At 52.3% G+C, this 20,150-nt stretch carries 21 protein-coding genes; 14 read left to right on the forward strand and 7 right to left on the reverse strand.

Annotation, left to right across the window (positions count from 1 at the left end; all coding sequences use genetic code 11):
• Window positions 1–60: 60 nt before the first annotated feature.
• The 4 genes from ROJ03_RS07555 to ROJ03_RS07570 form a co-directional block, all read right to left on the reverse strand.
• Window positions 61–1,074 (reverse strand): ABC transporter substrate-binding protein, encoded by a 1,014-nt coding sequence (locus ROJ03_RS07555; RefSeq protein WP_313726409.1) that lies wholly within the window; start codon window positions 1,072–1,074, stop codon window positions 61–63.
• Between the two features lie 133 nt (window positions 1,075–1,207).
• The gene (locus tag ROJ03_RS07560) at window positions 1,208–1,522 is read right to left on the reverse strand and encodes a hypothetical protein (protein ID WP_313726410.1); all 315 of its coding nucleotides are present in this window, start codon (window positions 1,520–1,522) and stop codon (window positions 1,208–1,210) included.
• A gap of 146 nt (window positions 1,523–1,668) precedes the next feature.
• Window positions 1,669–2,664: an ABC transporter substrate-binding protein gene (locus tag ROJ03_RS07565; RefSeq protein ID WP_313726411.1), complete on the reverse strand. Its 996-nt coding sequence runs from the start codon at window positions 2,662–2,664 to the stop codon at window positions 1,669–1,671.
• Window positions 2,665–2,855: 191 nt separating this feature from the next.
• Entirely contained in the window at window positions 2,856–3,140 is a 285-nt protein-coding gene (locus ROJ03_RS07570) for a hypothetical protein (RefSeq protein ID WP_313726412.1), read from the reverse strand.
• 144 nt (window positions 3,141–3,284) lie between these two features.
• Between ROJ03_RS07570 and ROJ03_RS07575 the strand changes: the two genes are divergently transcribed.
• The 8 genes from ROJ03_RS07575 (at window position 3,285) to ROJ03_RS07610 (ending at window position 10,426) form a co-directional block, all read left to right on the forward strand.
• Entirely contained in the window at window positions 3,285–4,307 is a 1,023-nt protein-coding gene (locus ROJ03_RS07575) for a 4-hydroxythreonine-4-phosphate dehydrogenase PdxA (RefSeq protein ID WP_313726413.1), read from the forward strand.
• Window positions 4,304–5,485 (forward strand): hypothetical protein, encoded by a 1,182-nt coding sequence (locus tag ROJ03_RS07580; protein WP_313726414.1) that lies wholly within the window; start codon window positions 4,304–4,306, stop codon window positions 5,483–5,485. The genes ROJ03_RS07575 and ROJ03_RS07580 overlap by 4 nt, the downstream gene beginning before the upstream one ends.
• Window positions 5,486–5,487: 2 nt before the next feature.
• Window positions 5,488–6,033 carry a cob(I)yrinic acid a,c-diamide adenosyltransferase gene (locus ROJ03_RS07585; RefSeq protein ID WP_313726415.1) on the forward strand — a complete coding sequence of 182 codons (546 nt, stop codon included), beginning with the start codon at window positions 5,488–5,490 and terminating at the stop codon, window positions 6,031–6,033.
• A gap of 87 nt (window positions 6,034–6,120) precedes the next feature.
• Window positions 6,121–6,756 carry a CpsB/CapC family capsule biosynthesis tyrosine phosphatase gene (locus ROJ03_RS07590; RefSeq protein WP_313726416.1) on the forward strand — a complete coding sequence of 212 codons (636 nt, stop codon included), beginning with the start codon at window positions 6,121–6,123 and terminating at the stop codon, window positions 6,754–6,756.
• Between the two features lie 34 nt (window positions 6,757–6,790).
• Complete coding sequence (locus ROJ03_RS07595) at window positions 6,791–8,038, forward strand: AAA family ATPase (protein ID WP_313726417.1); 1,248 nt, start codon at window positions 6,791–6,793, stop codon at window positions 8,036–8,038.
• A gap of 2 nt (window positions 8,039–8,040) precedes the next feature.
• On the forward strand, window positions 8,041–8,682 hold the full coding sequence (locus ROJ03_RS07600) for an RloB family protein (RefSeq protein WP_313726418.1): 642 nt from the start codon (window positions 8,041–8,043) through the stop codon (window positions 8,680–8,682).
• A 6-nt stretch (window positions 8,683–8,688) separates the two neighbouring features.
• The gene (locus tag ROJ03_RS07605; RefSeq protein WP_313726419.1) at window positions 8,689–9,576 is read left to right on the forward strand and encodes a helix-turn-helix transcriptional regulator; all 888 of its coding nucleotides are present in this window, start codon (window positions 8,689–8,691) and stop codon (window positions 9,574–9,576) included.
• Window positions 9,577–9,586: 10 nt separating this feature from the next.
• Window positions 9,587–10,426, forward strand: a complete 840-nt coding sequence (locus ROJ03_RS07610; RefSeq protein ID WP_313726420.1) for an alpha/beta fold hydrolase — start codon at window positions 9,587–9,589, stop codon at window positions 10,424–10,426.
• Window positions 10,427–10,487: 61 nt separating this feature from the next.
• On the opposite strand, the gene ROJ03_RS07615 is transcribed toward ROJ03_RS07610, so the two are convergent.
• A complete protein-coding gene (locus ROJ03_RS07615; protein WP_313726421.1) occupies window positions 10,488–11,297 on the reverse strand; it encodes an HD domain-containing protein in 810 nt (269 codons plus the stop codon).
• A gap of 198 nt (window positions 11,298–11,495) precedes the next feature.
• On the opposite strand from ROJ03_RS07615, the gene gltX reads away from it, so the two are divergent.
• The 6 genes from gltX to ROJ03_RS07645 are packed head-to-tail and all read left to right on the forward strand — an operon-like array spanning window position 11,496 to window position 18,075.
• Window positions 11,496–12,977 carry a glutamate--tRNA ligase gene (gltX, locus tag ROJ03_RS07620; protein WP_313726422.1) on the forward strand — a complete coding sequence of 494 codons (1,482 nt, stop codon included), beginning with the start codon at window positions 11,496–11,498 and terminating at the stop codon, window positions 12,975–12,977.
• 4 nt (window positions 12,978–12,981) lie between these two features.
• Window positions 12,982–14,313, forward strand: a complete 1,332-nt coding sequence (locus ROJ03_RS07625) for a glycine--tRNA ligase (protein ID WP_313726423.1) — start codon at window positions 12,982–12,984, stop codon at window positions 14,311–14,313.
• Between the two features lies 1 nt (window position 14,314).
• A complete protein-coding gene (tyrS, locus tag ROJ03_RS07630) occupies window positions 14,315–15,571 on the forward strand; it encodes a tyrosine--tRNA ligase (RefSeq protein WP_313726424.1) in 1,257 nt (418 codons plus the stop codon).
• Between the two features lie 36 nt (window positions 15,572–15,607).
• Window positions 15,608–16,585, forward strand: coding sequence for an ABC transporter substrate-binding protein (locus ROJ03_RS07635; RefSeq protein ID WP_313726425.1), 978 nt, complete (start codon window positions 15,608–15,610; stop codon window positions 16,583–16,585).
• Between the two features lie 15 nt (window positions 16,586–16,600).
• Window positions 16,601–17,374: an ABC transporter permease subunit gene (locus ROJ03_RS07640; RefSeq protein WP_313726426.1), complete on the forward strand. Its 774-nt coding sequence runs from the start codon at window positions 16,601–16,603 to the stop codon at window positions 17,372–17,374.
• Entirely contained in the window at window positions 17,362–18,075 is a 714-nt protein-coding gene (locus ROJ03_RS07645) for an ABC transporter ATP-binding protein (protein ID WP_313726427.1), read from the forward strand. The genes ROJ03_RS07640 and ROJ03_RS07645 overlap by 13 nt, the downstream gene beginning before the upstream one ends.
• Here the strand turns inward: ROJ03_RS07645 and ROJ03_RS07650 are convergent.
• Both ROJ03_RS07650 and gdhA read right to left on the reverse strand, forming a co-directional pair.
• Complete coding sequence (locus ROJ03_RS07650) at window positions 18,072–18,452, reverse strand: desulfoferrodoxin family protein (protein ID WP_313726428.1); 381 nt, start codon at window positions 18,450–18,452, stop codon at window positions 18,072–18,074. The genes ROJ03_RS07645 and ROJ03_RS07650 overlap by 4 nt on opposite strands.
• A 68-nt stretch (window positions 18,453–18,520) precedes the next feature.
• The gene (gdhA, locus tag ROJ03_RS07655) at window positions 18,521–19,882 is read right to left on the reverse strand and encodes an NADP-specific glutamate dehydrogenase (RefSeq protein ID WP_313726429.1); all 1,362 of its coding nucleotides are present in this window, start codon (window positions 19,880–19,882) and stop codon (window positions 18,521–18,523) included.
• Between the last annotated feature and the right edge of the window lie 268 nt (window positions 19,883–20,150).

Consider the following 20,150-nt stretch of genomic DNA (forward strand, 5'->3'; position numbering starts at 1 on the left):
CCTTACCCAGAAAAAACCGCCGCTCCCATACAAGAGTGGCGGTTCTGCAAAATCACCAGACTATTTCTGTCTGATTGTTTTTCCGTCCTTGATGAGTACCGCTGCGCTATCCTGCAGTGATTGCGGAATAGTATACCCAAGCTTCTTGGCGGTATCAAGATTAAACCAAAGCTCAAATTTTGTGGGGTCGGTGATATAGACGGTTCCGATGGCACCGGCCTTCTCTCCCTTGAGCAGTCTCTCAACGACCTTACCTGTCTCAAGACCAATGCTATAGTAGTCAAATCCCCATGCGATCATGGCATTGAGGCCATCCACACCCGAGGGGTCGGCACTCATCAGAGGCTTGCCTGCTTTGGTGGTGACATCGTCAATGGATGCAAGGGCACTGATGACTGCATTGTCGGTGGCGATATAGATGGCATCGACTCGGCCGATGATGGACTGGGCGGCCATCTTCACTTCACTGGAGTTGCTGATGGCAGCAGAGACGAATGCGATCCCGAGCTTGTCACAGGCAGCCTTTGCCATCTCCATGAGGATGACACCGTTGGCCTCGCCTGAGGCGTAGATGTTACCGATCGTCTTGGCACCGGTGAGGTCTGCCAGAAGCTTGATCTGCTCCTCAACTGGGTTCTTGTCCGATACGCCTGCGATGTTTGCGGCAACAAGACCCGCTTCGGTTGCATCGGTAACAGCACTGAAAACCACTGGGGTGGTGCTCGTTGCAGGGAATACCTGGGCCAAGGCCTGGGCTGATGGGGTTGCAATGCCGACCGCAACGCTTACCTTGTCGCTCTTGAACTTCTGGGCAATGGAGGATGCTGTTGAAATATCACCATTGGCATTCTGCAGATCATAGGAAACCTTCAGGTCTGTGGTCGCCAGGTAATCCATCATGCCTTTCTCTGCTGCATCCAGTGCTGGATGGGCGAGGAGCTTGGATACCCCAATCTTGTAGGTAGCTGGCCCAGCGGCTACCGGCTTTTCACTGGTTCCTGCGGCGAAAATGGGAGAAAGCAACGCTACGGCCAAACTGAGTGCCAGGATTGTAGAGCGCAAAGTGTATTTCATGTAAGGGTCCTCCAAATTGGAATCTGACGTTTTGCGAAACTATAGACTTAATTTTGTGTTTTGTAAATCGTATTATGCATATTACTGAATAATAATTCATAACTTATGCATAATTTGAGGTCACTGGGTGGACCTATCTTCGCTCCTTCCTGCCAGGGCCCCTCCTTGCAAGGGAGATTCCTCCAAATCCACTTATGATGGCTATGTAGAAACCACAGTCATACCACCAACCCGTATTGTATATGTCGTAGATCCGTATCTCAGGGTTGAAGAGTCCTGCGACCAGGGAGATGGGGGCTATCCATCCATGCCAGATGCCCATGAAGAAACCGGAGGGTTGCCTGCCGTTCTGCATCTGGGCGGTTGGAAGGCAGGATGTGGCCAATACCAGTATAAGGAGAAGCAGCAGCAGTGCCGCCACCTTTGTCGTGTGTTTCGATTGCATCATGATTGCCTCCTGTGTTCTGTTCAACAGTACTTTACCCCGATCCATCCTGCAAGGTTTGGCACCTCTGCATACAGAAAAAAGGAGGACCTGGAATGGTTCCCAAATCCTCCTTGGTGTTTGAAAAATGGAAAAGACTGTTCGGACCGTCACGGTCTCTCTACTCTCTTGCCATCCTTGAAAAGCACTGCAGCTGAGGAGATCAGGCGTTCGTCGATGGTGATGCCCAGTTTTTTTGCCACATCCAGATTGAACCAGAGCTCGAACTGGGTAGGATCATCAAAGAAGATCGCCCCAACATCCTTGGGATTCTCCCCCTTGAGGATTCTTTCCACCACCTTGCCTGTCTCCACGCCGACGGTGTAGTAGTTGAAGCCCCAGCTCATGAGAAAATCGATGTTCTCGCTACTGGTGGTATCGGTATTGAAGAGGGGGATACCCGCCTTAGCACAGACATCGCTGACCCCGGCGATGGCACTTACTACGGTGTTGTCGATTGCGATATACATGCCGTCTATCCGTCCAATGATGGATTGGGCAGCCATCTTGACTTCGCTGGAGTTGCTCACAGCCGCTGCAACGAACTCGATTCCCTTGGCCTTGCAAATGTCCCTTGCGAGTTCCATCATCGCAACCCCATTCGCCTCGTTGCTGGTGTATATCATGCCCAGCCGTTTGAGCTTGGTTATGGAAAAGAAGGTTTCAAGCTGGAGTTCGACAGGATTGAGGTCGGAGATCCCGGCGATGTTGGTCGGTTCACTCCTGTTGTAGTTTGCCACAAGCCCAGCCGCTAGGGGATCTGTTATTGCCCCAAAAACCACAGGCTTGTCTGTTATTACCTGGGCCAGGGCCTGGGCCGGTGGGGTTGCAATACCGATTACCAGGTCTTTTTTGTCACTCTTGAATTTCTGCGCGATGGCTATGGCTGTTCCGATCTCAGCATTACAGTTCTGCAGGTCAAAGGTTGCCTTGATGTCGGTGGTATCCAGGTAGTCCATGATTCCCTGTTCGATGGCATCGAGGGCCGGGTGGGATACCATCTTGGAGATGCCGATGGCATAGGTGCCGGCTTTTGGTTCAGTAGCAGGCTGCGCGAACAAGAGGATTGGTACCAGGGCCAAGGCGAGCAATGCAAGTTTCTTCATGTCGTTCTCCTAATAATGATGTTACTATACATAAGAACAACTGGCATTGCAAGTATCTTTGTATAGAAACATGAAAAAGTTTTTTGTGCTCGTTATCCCTGTTTGAGGGTGTAAAAACTACTCCCTGTTCCTCTTGCAAAAAAACCTCCCCAAAAAAGGGGAGGCCATCACGAAATGTGGGTTGTCGTTTCCTAGAGATCTTCGTTGGTGTCTTCCAGGTCTGCGAATTCATCATCGTCGTCATCGAAGAATACATCTTCAAACGATTCATCGCCTTCGACCATAAACCCGTCGTCGAGCAGCTCGTCCTCATCTTCTTCAACATCAAGAGGTTCATCGTCGTCATCGCTGAACTCTATCACCTCCGGAGCATCGTACAAGTCAGCTAGATAGGCATCTTCCTCATCCTCAAGTCTGCTGAAATATCGATCTTCTTCATCATCGAGGTCTTCTTCCTCATCACGGTATTTAGCCATGGTTGTACTCCTTGAAAATCGTCTCTTCCCTACTGAATATAACAGTAAGAGAAGCTCTTTCACTTGTCAATTGGTTCTATGGGTAATTGCCGATAGTTGCGGATAGTCTGGACAGCCCTGTTTCACGCTGGTATGATTGACCTCATGAGAAATATAGCTTCCTATCTGGCCATTCCTATGGGAGATCCTGCAGGAATCGGGCCCGAAATAGTGCTTTCCGTACTGACTGGCGCAAAGCTGCCTCCCCCTTTGGTGGTCGTCGGTTCTGCCCTTCTTTTTGAAAAAGTTGCCTCCGACCTCTCCCTGCAAGGGGGCTTTGACGCTGTGGTCGATAGTGTTGTTTCCCTGCAAGAGGCCCAAGGGGAGGGCGCTGTGCGTATCCTCTATGATATAGGGGGTATCGACCTTGCCCGGTTTGCCTATGGACAGGTCAGCGCCATGTGCGGGAAGGCAGCCTATGATGCAGTCAAGATGTGTGTCTCATTGGTAGGAGGTGGCCACTGTAAGGCCATTGTGACCCCGCCACTGCACAAGGAGGCTCTGAAAGCTGCCAACATCCCCCAGATTGGCTATACTGAAATCCTTGCAGACCTTACCGGCTCAAGGAATGCCATCACCATGTTCGATACCCTGGGGATGAAGATCTTCTTCCATTCCAGGCACCTCTCCCTCTCCGACGCCTGCAAGGCAGTTACCAAGGAGAGCCTGTTGCAGACTATCCTCAGCTGCGATGCCATATCCACCTCTTCAGCAATCTTTAACCAGAGTCTCCCTCTCGCTGTTGCAGGCTTGAATCCCCACTGTGGGGAGCACGGCCTGTTCGGTGATGAGGAGGGCAAGGCCATCGAGCCGGCGATCGAGGAGGCCAGGAGGCTTGGCGTCAACGTGGTAGGGCCGATAGGGGCCGATTCGGTCTTCCACCAGACCAAGGTGGGCAAGTACCGTGCGGCTATCTCCCTCTACCACGACCAGGGGCACATAGCGGCCAAGACCCTGGATTTCCACCAGACCATCTCCATTACCTGGGGCCTGCCATTCCTACGAACCAGTGTGGACCATGGAACGGCATTTGACATTAGCGGAAAAGGCATTGCCGATAGCCAGGGCATGGGCCGAGCCATCATGATGGCTTCTGAATATCTTGCGGCAGAGGAGGTCCTCTCATGAGAAGAAGATCATTGCTAGTAGTTGGGTTTCTTGGTATTCTGATGCTTTTTACCTCTTGTGCCACCTCCATCAGGGTTCGCCATCTCGAGCCTGCAGAGGTAGATGTCAGTGCATTCCGCAACATAGCGATAGCCTCCACTGAGCGTTTCGACTTTCCCTTTAGGATGCCACTCTCCTCTTGGGTAAAAGGTTCCGCAGACAGTTTCTTTTCTTTGACCAGTGGCTTCGATTCCAGCCTCTCTGCAAAAACTGCAGAGGCTTCGGGCAGGTATCTTGTCAATGCAATGCAGAACAGTGGCTACTTCACTGTCATGGGGCCGGAGGTTACCGACGCCTACCTCACCATCGGGAAAAATGGGGAGAATGCCTACGCGATGCTCAAGGCGAAGGGAGTGCAGGCCCTGCTAAGGAGCTCGGTCTCCTACATGAACTGCGAGGAGCAGATCTACAGTAGGGATATCAAGGAGTGGGTCACCGAAAACCTGGGGGATCCTGACAAAACCCCAATACCCGATGTCTCCTATGAGAAGGTAACCGGAAGGGCTTTCTATCTGGAGCAGCAGGCGACCGTTACCTTCACCTATACCTTTGTGGATATCCAGTCCAACCGGATCATTGCAACCCGCAGCTTTACGATGCAGGAAGAGAGTGAGACCTATATGGGCAAGACTATCTATGCAAAGGACTCCAGTACCACCGACCGGGATGAGAGGGGCTATACCAGTGGCTTCGCCCCCTCCTTCTTCCCTCTCTTTGACAGGATGGTCAAGAAGATTCCCCCCCAGGTTGTCAGGCAGCTCTCCCCCACCTGGATTGAGAGCCGTGTCTCCCTGATGGCCAACAAGCCCAAGGCTGACATCGGCGATGCATACAAGCTGGCAGAAAGAGGGGCATTGCAGCAAGCCTATGATATCTTTATCCAAAGCTGGAACCGAAACTCCCATGTTCCAAGCGGGTACAATGCAGCCCTCCTGCTCGAGGGCCTTGGTCGGCACTCTGAAGCCCTGGAGCTGATGAACCAGGTGTACAACAGGAGTGGGGACTCAAGGAGCCACGCCCAGCTGCTTCGCCTGAAAGATGTCAGCAGCCAACAGGACGAGGCGATGAAACAGATCGACGGCTCTTCGGTTTCTGGCGAGGGTAGTGTTGTGAAAAAACAGATAGTGACGGTGGAGTAACCATGGGAGAAATCGCAAAGCCCATCCTTATGGTCTACACCGGGGATGGCAAGGGGAAGACCTCTGCGGCAATGGGTCAGATGATGAGGGCCTTGGGCCATGGGGCTAGGTGTGCTGTTGCCCAATTCATCAAGCAGGACCCCACCACACTCGACAGCGGAGAGTATCGCACAGCCTTGAAGCTGGGTATTGTCTGGAAGAGTTTTGGCAGTGGGTTTACCTGGGTTGGGGACAACAACATAACCAATGCCGTGCTGGCCAAAAAAGGGTGGGAACAGGTCAAGAGGTGGATATCGACTTCGGCTTTCGATCTCATCGTATTGGATGAATTCACCTATACCCTCACCTTGGGCTACCTTGATGCCAAGGAAATCTGCCTCTGGCTGGCCGACCACAAGGCCCAGAAGGGGTTCCCCCACCTGGTCATTACCGGTCGGGCCGCCCCGCAAGAACTCCTGGCGATAGCCGATATGGTCAGTGAGATACAGGTTGTCAAGCACCATATGCTCAAAGAAGGCACTCAAGCAGCCCCCTTGATTGAGTTTTAGGGCCAATGATAGCCTAAAATGCAACTCTCTTCTCTTTATCCTTTCACAAACGGAGATTTCTGGGTATAATCACCTGCAGGAGTGTATATGGCCCTTTGTGATTTCCATTGTCATCTTCTCCCCCTTATCGACGACGGATACGTTTCGGTTGAGGGCTATGCAAGGATGTTAAGCCTCTACAAAGAGAGTGGGGTCACCTCTATCGCCTTTACCCCCCATATCTACAATCCGTATGTGACGACCAAGATTGAATCCCTTCGTGAGACCTACAGGTGGGCAGAGCAGATCGCCTTGGATATGGGAATGGTGACCTACCTGGGAAGCGAGTTGTTTGTGGGCAGCCAGCCAGAACTGAAGAGCATCCCTATTGCCGGCAGGTATAGCCTTGTAGAGTTTGGGCTCTCCTTGCCTCCTGCCAACCTTATTCCCCGGTTGGAGAAGTTGCAGGGCTCGAATCTGAAGATCATTATTGCCCATGTCGAGCGGTACCGTTGGCTTACGCCGGAAAGCCCCCTGCTTTCCCGTCTCCGCTCCTTGGGGGCCTTGGTGCAGGTGAATGTTGAATCTGCAGAGAGTGGCTCTGCCTTGCCGTATCTGGAAGCTGGTCTGGTCGACATCGTTGCAACCGACAACCATGGCGATGAGACGCTTGCCAGTCGGATGCTTGCTGTATTGAATGAATGGCCTGAGGTGTTCAGGAAGATGGAAGGAATGATTTTGTGATGTACACCCAGTGGGGTGAGTAAGGAGGTAGCGAATGCTGCTTGATATGACCATAGCGAACTTTAAGTCCGTACAGTCGGCCCAGACCATTTCGTTTGAGGCTATTAGGGACAATAGGTTTCCTGAGTCAAAGGTTGTTGCAGTCAATGATAAGCTCAAGCTTATCAAGACAGCGGCCATCATTGGACCCAACGGTGCCGGTAAAAGCACCTTTGTACGTGCTCTTGAAGCCTTGAAAGGAATTGTGACCGCACAGGAAGAGACGGAAAATCCGTTGCAGATCCTCAGTGGGACCTCATTTGCCTACTCTGAGGAAAAGGGGCAGCCTGCTACCATCATCATCAGGGTGGTTCTTGAGCAGGGTGATGCGAACCAGGACTCCACCATAGCTGTCTACACCTTGAGTGCCGACAGGGAGAAGATCTTTGAGGAGTCCCTCTTCCACATCGTCGGGCGATCGAAGAAGCTCATGTTTGAACGAAAGCTCAATGAAGAGTCGCTCTTGCTTGACCAGGCCGATCTTTCCTACAAGTATCGTTTTGGCAAGATGTATCGTGGCGAGAAGAAACGGCTGGTAAGCAAGGTTGACGAGAAACACTCCTTCCTCAGCGCATCCATGGCAAAGGGGAGTGAGACTACGCTTCCTCTCTACACCTGGATCAATGACAGCCTACATCTGTTGCCCATGGGTGTCTCCAACCTGAGCGAGAAGTATCTTGTAGCACAGCTGACCGAGCATCCCTCGTGGGTTAAGCAGCTGACAAACTTCCTGTGGAGCGTCGACATTACCGATATCCGGGACATCAAGATCAAGGACGACCGGCTCATCTTTGTCCACACCAACGTCACCCAGCACTATGCCTCCTATTTCTCCCTGGAAAGCCTGAGCCTCAGAAGGCTCTGCCTGATCGGGGTGGCCTTCTTTGAGAGCTTCATCAAGGCAAAGACCCTGGTGATCGATGACTTTGGCATGCTGTTGCATCCGCAGGTCCTGGCACATATTGTGGAGATCTTTGAGGCAAGCAATACTGGCTATGGCTCCCAGATGCTTGTGGTTGACTGTAACCCCTCACTTCTGCAGCCGGGCCTCATGAGGCGTGACGGCATCTACTTTGCAGAGAAGAACAGTGAAAGTGCAACCGTCTATTTCAGTCTGGCAAACTTCAAGTATTCCAAGAATAGGGACCGGACCCAATCGCAGTACTTCAACGGTGCGTTTGGTTCCCTGCCCCTTCTTTCAGAGTTTTGTTTTGTTGACGGACGAACGGACAAGGAGGTCTGACCATGGCACGCAAAAAAATATCTGACAAGCCGCGCAGGACTATCCTGATCGTAACAGCAACAGAAGCTGAAGCCTTGTACTTCTCCCAGATGCGCAAGGATTGCCGGTTTTCCAATCTTACCGTGCAGTGGGAGCAGGAGTTCAAGGATCTTGAGCATCTCATTACCCTTGCCTCCCGGTACCGTAACAGTGGGAACTACTCGGTTGTCTGGGTCATGTTTGGCCTTGCCGACATGGGTCTTTCACCCTCGGATGTGAAGGCTCAGCTGGCCTTTGCCAAACAGAAGAAGGTAGGCTTGGCATGGACCAATCCTTCCTTGCCTTTGTGGTTCCTATTGCATACCCAGACACCTCGGGGGTTCGTGGGTGAGACAAAGCTTATCGAAAGTGCTTTGGCAAAGGCCCTTCCCGGCTATACAGCGGATGCCTCCTACCTCCTGACCGATGGTATGTACCTGCACCTGAAGCTCTTTCCTTCCAAGGCTAAGGCTGCGCTCAACGCCAACTCGTACAACCGCCTGGTTGAGGAGAAGCTTGGCCTGAGTGCTATTACCCTGGTTCCGTTGCTCAATGACATCACCGATATCTGCGGGCTTGCCGACCTTACACATAACCAGAAGCAGCTTGGCATGAATAAGGGGTAAGAGCCTGTGAATGGATTAACGTTGCTGGTATACATGCTCTCGTTTGCGCTGGGGTGCATGACCTTGGCCCTTGCAATTGTGTACGGCATGCATACCAAGCACCAATGGACAAAGTATTTCATAGTCTGTCATGCATCCCTCTTGGGATGCATGATGCTTCTTGCCCTGCAGTTCATTTCCGATCTGTTTCTTGTTGGGACGGCTTCGGTCGTGGTGCGGTACGTCATAGGGGCTGTCTTCATAGCGGATGTAGCCTTTCTTACGGTCTTTATCCCCTATTTCACGACATGGGTCATCGCCCATCCCTGGCGCCATCCCTACAAGGCCCTGTTCTTCGTCCTCGCTTTCATCTATCTTGCACTGGGCGTCCTCTATGCGGTGACGGAGACGAAACTCTTCAATGACCTGATGATCTTGCTGTTCGTCTTTGTTGTTGGCTTTTGTCTGGTGATCATGCTCAAGAATCTGGGTTCCATCGAAAACAAGACAGCCCGGGCCTCCTGCATCTCCATCATCATCGTCAGTGCAGCGATGCTGCCCTCAATCTTGTTGTCTTTGGTATTTCCCTCCCTCAAGCCGTTGATGTATGGGGTCTATTTCCTCGCTTTTTCCATCACCATCATGACATTCCTGTTCATGGAGTTCGTGAGGATGGGAAGGGAGAACGCCGTTGGGAAGAAGAGCCTTGCTTTGGAGGACCTGGAACTGTACCATATAACCGAGCGTGAGTTTGCGGTAATCCAGCTTATCAGCAATGGCCACACCAACAAGGAGATAGCTGCAGACCTTGGCATCAGTGCGAATACGGTCAACAACCATGTCGCAAATATCTTCTCCAAGACAAAAGTACGCAGTAGGATTGACTTGTTGAATCTGCTCAAGCAATCCTGGTAAGGAGGCGAGGATGCACATCAGCTATGAGGTATTTCCCTGGACCAAGAACCACTACCAGGACTTGGCTCCGGTACGCAAGTGTGCCCGTCCTTGGCAGATGGTCCATGAGACCCGAGCCGAAATTGCCGTTCTTCTCGTCCATGGCTTTTCAGGGTATCCTGGGGAGCTTATCCGACCTGGGACTGACTTGTATGAGGCTGGTTTCGATGTCTATACCCCGCGTCTGCCAGGCCATGGCACCAGCGGTAGGGACTTTCTTGCCTCCAAGGCCGAGGATTGGATAGGGACGATCTACGATGCGTACGGCTCGCTTGCAAAATCGTACAAGCGTGTCTATCTGGTAGGGCATTCGATGGGAGGCGCCATTGCAACCATCATTGCCGATGCCTTCGATGTAGAACGGCTTGCACTTCTGGCTCCTGCCCTGCTGCTTCCTTCCATTCCCGTGGGAAAGCTCAGATTGGTCCGTCATTTTGTCAAGAGACGGAAAGTGAGTTGGGAAAGCGATCCCACCTATCACTTCTACTACGAGGGGGATGGGGACGATGACCTGTTCCTTGGCTCGGAGTACTGGTCCTACATCTATCCAAAGGCCGTTTGGGAGTTGGAACGGGTACGCCGCCAGGCTGTTGCCTCCCTTGGCCATCTGCTCTCCGATACACTGGTCATCAGTGGGGGTTTGGACAAGACAGTCCCCCAAAAGGCCAGCGCTCTGGTCACCGATAGGGGGAAGGGCAAGAACAGGCATCTGCACATTCCTGCTGCCTCCCACTTCATGCCCTATGACAAGGATCTGGCTGCTCAGGATACCGCGATAAAGAGTGTGGTTGAGTGGTTTGAAAAAGGGTGATGTATCTGGTTGTCCAGATGGATGGATTGCAAATGGGGGCGTAAGGAAAAAGAGTCTTTCCTTACGCTTTTGTTTTGAAGTGGAGCACGACCCGATTTTTTAGCAGTGCATAATACTCATAGGTTGCCGAGATCTTGTCACTGAGGGAGACGACAAAGCTCTCCTTGTATCTGGGTAGCGCATGCGTCTTGGGGAACATGTGCTTGACTATGATGTCCGCCTCAAGTTCGCTTACCTCAAATTGCCTGCGGGCATTCTCCAGTGCTATAAAGGGGTGCTCTTTCCCGTGCAGGCTCTTGCTGCTGTCGTTTGCCTTGCGCTCCCTCCAGTCGTAGAGGAAGAAGTCGTGCAACAGTCCACCTCGTGCTGCAGACCTGTAGTCGAGGCCAAGGGCCTTTGCAATGGCATAGGAGATATAGGAAACCCGGATCACGTGGTCATAGATGTGGTCGGTATGGTGGTAGAAGCTCTTGAGTTTGGCAAACTCCTTGTTTCGGAGGATATCGTCTACAAGCAGGATGAACTCCTTGCGTTTCGGCCTGGCAAGGAGGAAGGGTATCCTCTCCCTTCGGGCCATGGTGCTGTAGAGATGGTAGGCTGCCAAGAGGTTGACCAGGGAGAATACCAAAAAGAATATGGTGGTCGTGCCCGAAAAGAGAGCACGGGTAAGTGCAAGGTTGTTGGCAAGGAAAAGCAGTACAAATAGGGTAGCGGGGATAGTGAAAAACCTTAGTAGCTGACTGTGGTTGCCTTCTCCGAATGCTGTTGCAGTGGGAATTGCGTTCAGGGTTGTTCCTCCAAAGAATAATCTGTTGAACCCTATACCAAATGAAGAATTAGGGTCAATGGTATGGCCTGCCACCATATCCATACTGTTTGCATATTGGCAGTTTTGTCCAAAGGATTTTTTGGTATGCATACCTGAGGTGATTATCCGGGATGGTCGGTTGGCCCCCCTTTCTCCGTTTCTGTTCTTTTGGTTTGCTGAACGCATCCTAAAACCAGGTTCATTGTTGCCATAAACTCATATTTGCGGTACAACAGTAGCATTGAGAAGGAGTATATCCTGATGGAAGTTAGAGTACGTTACGCCCCATCTCCGACCGGTCTGCAGCATATCGGTGGAGTGAGGACTGCATTGTTCAATTATTTTTTTGCCCGGGCCAATGGGGGAAAATTCATCCTCCGGGTCGAGGACACCGACCAGGAGCGTTATAGCGACGAATCACTGCAGGATTTGTATGACACCCTTGCCTGGCTTGGGATCAAGTGGGACGAAGGTCCTTTGGTGGGAGGCCCGTATGGCCCCTATGTGCAGAGTGAACGATTCGATCTCTACAAGAAGTACGCCGAACAGCTTGTCTCTGATGGGAAAGCCTATCATTGCTACTGTACCGAAGAGCGTTTGGAAACCCTGCGCGCAGAACAACAGGCAGCAAAAAGCGAGATGCAAGGCTATGACCGGCGTTGTTCCAACCTGACTGACGAGCAGAGGGCGGAGCATGAGAGCCAGGGTCTGAGGAGCGTCATCCGTCTCAAGGTCCCTATGGAGGGAAAGACTACTATCCATGATGTGCTCATGGGTGACATAACCAGGCGCAACCGTGATGTGAGTCCCGATCCTGTCCTGCTGAAAAGCGATGGGTTTCCCACCTACCATCTCGCCAATGTGATCGATGACCATATGATGGGCATCACCCACATCATGCGAGCCCAGGAGTGGATTCCTTCTGGTCCCCTGCACATCCTGCTCTATGAGGCATTCGGTTGGGATCCCCCCCTGTACTGCCATCTTCCTATGGTGATGGGCAAGGATGGCCAGAAGCTCTCCAAGCGTCATGGTTCCACTTCGGTTCGGGACTTCAGGCTGAAGGGATACCTTCCTGAGGCATTGATGAACTATGTGAGCATGGTGGGCTGGTCCTATGATGGACAGAGGGAGTTCTTTACCAAGGAGGAGCTTGAAAGCGTCTTTACCCTGGAAAAGATCAACAAGGCCCCCGGGGTGTTCGACTACAAGAAACTTGACTGGTTCAACGGTCAGTATATCCGTCAGAAAAGCGATGGGGAGCTCTCCTCCCTGTTGCTCCCCTATCTGGTGGAGGCTGGGTTTGTCTCCTTGCCTCTCTCGGAGGAGCAGAAGGAGAAGTTCGCTGCTTTGGTTCCTGTCGTGAAGGAGAGGCTCAAGGTCCTCTCTGATGTGGTCCCCCTTTCCAGCTTTCTCTTTGAGGAGCCGACCTACGAGGACCTCTCCTTGTTCGTGGCAAAGGGTGCAACCCCTGCTCTTGCCCTCAAGGCCTTGGAGGGCTCCTATGCCATCCTGAAGAAGGGCCTGTCTGAAGGGAAGGGTAGCGAGGAGATGGAAAAGGAGATGGTCAGCCTGGCAGAAGAGCTGGGAACCAAGATCAACGGGGTGTTCATGCCCCTGAGGGTGGCTCTTACCGGTAGTCTGGTGAGCCTTCCGCTATTTGATTCGATCTACCTGCTTGGGCAGGAGAAGACATTCGCAAGAATTGATACAGCATTGGCATTGCTGAGAAGTGAGGGTTGAGGGTATGGCTGAAGTAACCATGGATAAGATTGTCTCCTTGTGTAAGCGTCGTGGATTCATTTTCCAGTCGAGCGAGATTTATGGTGGGTTGAACGGCGCCTATGACTACGGTCCAATGGGTGTCCAGTTGAAGAACAACATCAGGGACTTCTGGTGGAAGGAAATGACTCAGATCCATGACGACATCGTCGGTCTCGACGCTTCCATCCTGATGCATCCCCGCGTTTGGGAGGCCAGCGGCCACGTATCGAACTTCACCGACCCCATGGTGGACTGCAAGCAGTGCAAGTCCCGTTTCAGGGCCGACCAGATCGACCTCAAGGGTGCATGCCCTACCTGTGGTACCAAGGATAGCTTTACCGAGCCGAGAAACTTCAACCTGATGTTTGCCACCCATATTGGTGCGGACTCCGATTCGGCCTCCACCATCTACCTCAGGCCTGAGACTGCCCAGGGTATCTATGTGGATTTCAAGAACGTAGTCCAGTCAAGCAGGGTAAAGATTCCCTTTGGCATCGCCCAGGTCGGCAAATCCTTCCGCAATGAGATCACGACCAAGAACTTCATCTTCCGTTCCTGTGAATTTGAGCAGATGGAGATGCAGTGGTTCTGCAAGCCTGGTAGCGACGAAAAGTGGTTCGCCTACTGGAGAGAGCAGAGGATGGCCTTCTACGAAAAGATGGGCATCCGCCTCTCTTGCCTTCGCTGGCACCAGCATGGGCCGGACGAACTTGCCTTCTATGCCAAGGATGCCTATGACATCCAGTTCCTCTTCCCCATGGGATGGCAGGAGCTAGAGGGTGTGCATAGCCGTACTGACTATGACCTTACCCAGCATCAGACCTTCAGCGGCAAGGAGATGAACTATCTTGACCCTGAGACCAACGAGCGCTACATCCCCTATGTGGTGGAGACCTCGGCAGGTCTTACCCGCAATGTGCTGATGGCCCTCAGCGATGCCTATGACGAGGAGACCCTTGATGGTGGCGATGTCCGCACCGTCCTGCACTTCCACCCCCGTATCGCCCCGGTCACCGTTGCCGTGTTGCCACTGGTGAAGAAGGATGGAATTGCCGATTTTGCCTCCAAGCTGGAAAAAGAGTTGCGTGATGACTTTGTCACCTTCTTCGATGTCAGCGGAGCCATTGGCAGGCGCTATCGCCGCATGGATGAGATCGGGACCCCGTATTGTGTTACTGTCGATTATGATACCCTTGCCGACAACACCGTGACGCTACGCTTCCGCGACAGCATGGAGCAGGTAAGGGTTCCCATTGCAGAGTTGGTTGCCACCATCAAGAAGGCGACCAAAGAGTACAAGAGAGTAGAGGCCTAACATGAATCGAGCACTTCAGACCTTGGTGGACCGCGGGTTCATCAAGGCATGTACGGATTGGGATGCACTCAGTGCACTGATGGACAAAGAGAGCGTAACCTTCTATGTGGGGGCCGACCCTACAGGGAAGTCCCTGCATATCGGGCACATGGTACCCTTTTTTGCCATGCACCACCTGCAGCTAGCCGGGCATAATCCCATTGCCCTGGTTGGCGGTGGTACTGCCATGATCGGGGACCCGTCGGGAAAGACAGAGCTTCGCAAGATGCTGACCCCTGAGGAGGTCGCCTCCAACTGTGCATCCATCAAGGAGCAGCTGGGTACTGTCGTCGATTTCTCGGAAGTTCCAGAACCCGGGGTCGGAAAGGCTGTGATGCTCAACAATGCAGACTGGCTTACCAACCTGAACTACATCGATTTCCTTCGGGAGATCGGGCGCCACTTCTCCGTAAACAGGATGCTTACCTTCGAGTCCTATAAGGCAAGGCTTGAGCGTGGGCTTTCGTTCATTGAGTTCAACTACCAGCTTTTGCAGTCCTATGACTTCCTTACCCTCTATCGCGACCATGGCTGTCGCCTTCAGATCGGCGGGGATGACCAGTGGGGCAATATTGTTGCAGGCATCGACCTCATCAGGAAGACTGAGAGTGCAGAGTGTTATGGCCTGACCTTCAACCTCATAGCCCGTTCCGATGGACAGAAGATGGGCAAGAGTGAGAAGGGGGCTGTATTCCTAGACCCCACGCTCTTCTCCCCCTATGACTTCTATCAGTACTGGCGAAATGTAAACGACGAGGATGCCATCAGGTTCCTCAAGCTCTTTACCTTTCTGCCCCTCGATGAGATTGCCCAGTACGAGAAGGAAGGGGTCAACGTCAACGATGCAAAGGCCCGTCTTGCCTATGAGCAGACTGCGATCATCCACGGCGTCGAAGAGGCTGAGAAAGCCAGGACTGCTGCACAGGCGATGTTTGGCTCTGCCAACCTCGGTTCAGAGGGTAGGGATGGCATGCCGACCCTGGAACTGGAAAAAGAGAGGCTTGAAGCGGGTATCCCCGTCCTGGAGCTGTTCTCCATGACAGACCTCGCTGCCACAAACAGCGATGCCCGCCGCCTGGTCAATGGTGGAGGAGCCTGGATTGGGGATGCCAAGATTGGGGATCCTAAGAGTGTCATCGACCTCTCATATCTGGATGAGTTCGGTGAACTGTTGCTCCGGGCAGGGAAAAAACGGTACTTTAGGGTGGTGGTAAAATAAAAACCAGGCTTTTCTGGTTGAATTGGGAGATATGCGATGAAAAAGATCTTGAGTTTCGTGGTCGTGGCCTTGGTTGCCTTGGCAGTCGTCGGTGCACAACCCCTCTATGAGAAACGTCTTTCAGACGCTCCGCTCACTGTCAAATTGGCAGTAATGGCCGGTCCTACAGGCTTCTCTTCTGTAGCCCTTGCAGCCAATGATGGGATGATAACCAGTACGGTCAAGGTGGACATGACAGTCTATCCCTCTCCGAACGAAGTCATCGCCCGTCTTGCAAATGGGGAACTGGACATGGCTTGTCTTCCTACCAACGTTGCAGCAAACCTCTACAACAAGGGTGTGAAGGCAAAGATTGCAGCTGTCATCGGCAATGGGATGATGAGCGTACTATCAACCGACCCTTCAGTAGTGGATGTGTCAGGCCTGCTGGGAAAGAGCGTGAATGTTCCTGGAGCAGGTTCGACACCGGACCAGCTCAGCCAGCTTTTGATGCTCAAGGCGGGTCTGGAAGTGGGCAAGGATATCCAGCTTGACTACTCGGTAGCGGCACCTGCCCAGGTCGCCCAGCTTCTGATCGCCGGCAAGATCTCCTTTGCAGTCCTTCCCCAGCCCTTTGTTTCCATGGTCCTTGGCAAGAATCCCAAGGCCAGAATCATTGCCGACGTGCAGGACCTCTATGCCCAGTACGCCAAGGCCAGCAACTACCCTATGAGTGTCCTGGTTGTGACTGACAAGTTTGTCTCAAGCTACCCCCTTGCCGTACAGAGTGTTCTTGAGGCGTATGAGGCTTCTGTAGCTTGGGTCAATGCCAATGCTGAGCAAGCTGGGCTTGCAATCGAGAAGACAGGTATCATGGCCTCTGCCATGGCGATCCCTGCCATCCCGTACTGCAACCTTGTCTACGTACCTGCCCAGGAGGCCAAGGCTGAGGTTGACGCGTTCTTTGCATCCCTCTTTGCCTTCAGTCCTGCCTCCATCGGCGGCAAGCTGCCTGGTGCCGACCTCTACCTGTAAGTTTGTATGGATAGGATGAGGCGAAATCTAATCCTTTTGGGCTCCTCCCTGCTGCTGCTTTTGCTGTGGCAGGCAGGGGCCTTTATTCTTGATAGCCAGATTTTGCTTCCCAAAGTCGGACCTGTGCTCTCCACGCTTCTCTCCTTGGCAAAGGATCCGCCCTTTACCCGAAACCTCATGGCTACGGTGTTCCGGGCCCTGGAGAGCTTTCTCATCATCATGGTCGCGGCAACAAGTCTTGGGGTATTGGCTGGGAGGATCGGCTGGTTCTCTCTCTTTCTCAAGCCATTTGTGACGGTCCTGAAAGCCATTCCTGTGATGAGCATCATCCTGTTGGCTTTCATCTGGTTTACCAGTGGGACTGTACCCCTCTTCTCGGCCTTCCTGATGGGCTTTCCTGTCATGTATGTCCAGATCGAGCAGGGTGTGCTCCAGCTGGACAAGAATCTTGAACAGATGTGTGATCTCTATGAGTTCACTCCTAGGATGAAGATATTCCATTTCGTCATCCCCTCCCTCATCCCCTCGTTCGTGACAGGGGCAAAGACAGCCCTTTCCATGGTCTGGAAAGTGGTCATTGCAGCAGAGGTGCTTACCGTTCCCAAGTATGGGGTAGGTTCAAGGATGCATCTGGCCCAGGTACAGCTTGATACCGACAAGGTCCTCTCCTGGACCCTGATGGCAATTTTCCTGACTGCGGTAGGGGACCTTTTGTTTGATGGAATTGTTTTTGGATGTGGGAAGCTGAAGATACGATGGGATAGCAGGAGGGCCACATGCAATTTGTAGAGATCTCCAAACGGTATGGGGAGAATGTGATCTTCGACAAGTTCTCCCTGGATATCCCGCCCCAAAGCCTGCTTACTGTGGTTGGACCCTCCGGTGAGGGCAAGACGACCTTGCTGCACCTGGCATCAGCTCTTATCGAGCTTGATGCGGGGCTCATCATCAAGGAGAGGTCGGAGCAGGGGCCTGTAAGCTATCTCTTCCAGGAACCAAGGCTGCTTCCGAAGAGCAATGTCTTCACCAATGTGGAGCTTGCCCTCCATGCACATCATGAAAGCCCTGCAGAAAGGGCTGCCATTGCATTGCACTATCTCTCCCTGGTGGATATGCAGGAGAGCCTCACCCTCTATCCTGCCCAGCTCTCGGGGGGGATGCGCCAGCGGGTTGCCATAGCACGTGCCTTTGCCCATGAGGCGAATCTCATGCTTCTTGATGAACCTTTCCAGAGCCTGGACATCAAGCTGCGCTACAACCTTATCGAAGCGTTTGGAAGGCTCTGGAACGAAAGCCCCAGGACAACACTCTTTGTTACCCATGACCCCAAGGAGGCCTTGCTTCTTGGGGATGCTGTCCTCTGCCTGGGAGACCCGAAAAAACCCAAACTCTACCAAAAAATACAAATTCCTCGCAAAGCGAGGAATATTGCAGATCCAATCTTGTTGGCCTATGAGGCCGAGCTGGTCAATGCTCTGGTAAGCTCCTAGAGGTCAACCTTCCAAAGTCCATGCAGGTTGCAATACGCAAGGACGGCAATCGGTTTGTCATCATCAAGGCAGAAGGTAGCATGGGGCTTGTCGCCAACAGCCAGACTCTTCCTCTGTCCACCCTTCTCGGTCTGGAGATAGATCCAGCTGATGTGGTGTTCACTCGTCATTGGATGATCGACAGAACCTACGTTGACGGTGATCTTGTGCTTGTCAATTGTTACCACCGGTACGTGCTTTTCCTTGGAAGCGTCAACTGTGTTTGCTTTCAGGGTTACCATCTCTTCTCCACAACAGGAAAGCGTTGGTCCTCTGTCGACAACCTTAGCAGCAATGTTTCCGCAAATCTTGCAAATGTAAAATTCTTGCTCTTTCATCTGTAGTCTCCTTAGCTTCAGTATACCCAAAAAACCGCTTCTCGTACAGGAAATAGTAAAAGATGCGGTTATACATACCCTTGTGCGAGCATGGCATCGGAGATTTTGATGAATCCGGCAATGTTCGCCCCATCGACGAAATTGTTCTTGGTGCTATATTTTTCGGCGGCAGAGCTGATGTTGCTGTAGATGTTCTTCATGATGGTCAACAGCTGGGCGTCTACCTGGGCAGGTGTCCATTGGAGCCTCTGGCTGTTCTGTACCATCTCAAGACCCGATACTGCAACACCTCCGGCATTCGATGCCTTTCCGGGGGCAAGCAGGACTCCGTTGTCCATAAGGATCTGTTCAGCATCCAGGGTGGTGGGCATGTTTGCTCCCTCTCCAACCAGTTGGATCCCGTTGGCAACCAGATGTTTCGCATCCTCGGTGTTTATCTCATTCTGGGTTGCGCAGGGGAAGGCGTAGTCGGCCTTGACATCCCAGAGGGGATTGCTGGTTGCAGAACCGTTATGGGCGATGTAGGTGGCTTCCTTGTATTTCTGGGCATACTCTGCGATACGGCCACGCCTGACATTCTTCAGCGTCTTGATGAAGGCCAGCTTCTCTTCATCGATGCCGCTTGGGTCAATGAGCACCCCGCTTGAATCGCTCATGGTAAGGACCTTTGCACCCATCTTCAGCAGTTTTTCTGTAGTGAACTGTGCTACGTTCCCGCTTCCGCTCACCAGACAGCTCTTGTCCTGCAGGTTTTTCCCCTCGGCATCCAACATGGCTGCAGAGAGATAGACCAAACCGTATCCAGTGGCCTCAGGGCGAATGTAGGAGCCTCCGAATGAGGGGTGTTTCCCTGTGAGGATTCCTACGGATTTGTTGTAGAGTCGTTTGTATTGGCCGTACATGTATCCGATCTCGCGACCGCCGACACCAATGTCGCCTGCGGGTACGTCAGTATCCTCTCCGATATGCCTGCCCAGCTCGATCATCAGGCTCTGGCAGAAGCGCATGACCTCTCCGTCGCTCTTTCCCTTGGGATTGAAGTCGCTGCCGCCTTTACCGCCACCTAGGGCGAGGCCGGTGAGGCTGTTCTTGAAGGTCTGCTCAAAGGCCAGGAACTTGAGGATGGAGAGGTTTACCGAGGGGTGGAAGCGCATTCCCCCCTTGTAGGGGCCCAAGGCGCTGTTCATCTGGACCCTGAAGGCCCTGTTGAGCTGCATCTGTCCATCGTCGTCAACCCATGGAACCCTGAATATGATGGCACGTTCCGGCTCAACGATCCTGTCGAGCACCTTGTGGTAGATCAGCTGTGGAATATCATCTACAAGCTTGTCCACTGAGTTCAAAAAAGATGTGACAGCTTGAATAAATTCAGTTTGGTTCGAATCAAGTTGAATCACCCGGTCCATAATCCGTTGGGTTGCGTCGTGCATACATTACTCCTGGCTTCAGTGCATATTTATGCAAGAAGTTGTATATGACAATATAGAAATCCCAGAAAATAGTAAAGTATTTCCGGAAAGTTCAAAAAATGTGGTATTTTTTTAGGTATGCTGAAAAGCTAACAAGTTTTGTCTCTTGTTGCGGGTCTCCGCAAAAACAGGTGGCTTTGGTTGATTCATAGGGAAAATGAGACGGAATCTGCAGATTCAAAAAAAAAGAGAAAAAAATGTGATGTGCTCCAAATAGGCAAGGAAAATA

This window comes from Sphaerochaeta sp. PS, assembly GCF_032144095.1.
Taxonomy (GTDB): Bacteria; Spirochaetota; Spirochaetia; order Sphaerochaetales; family Sphaerochaetaceae; genus Sphaerochaeta.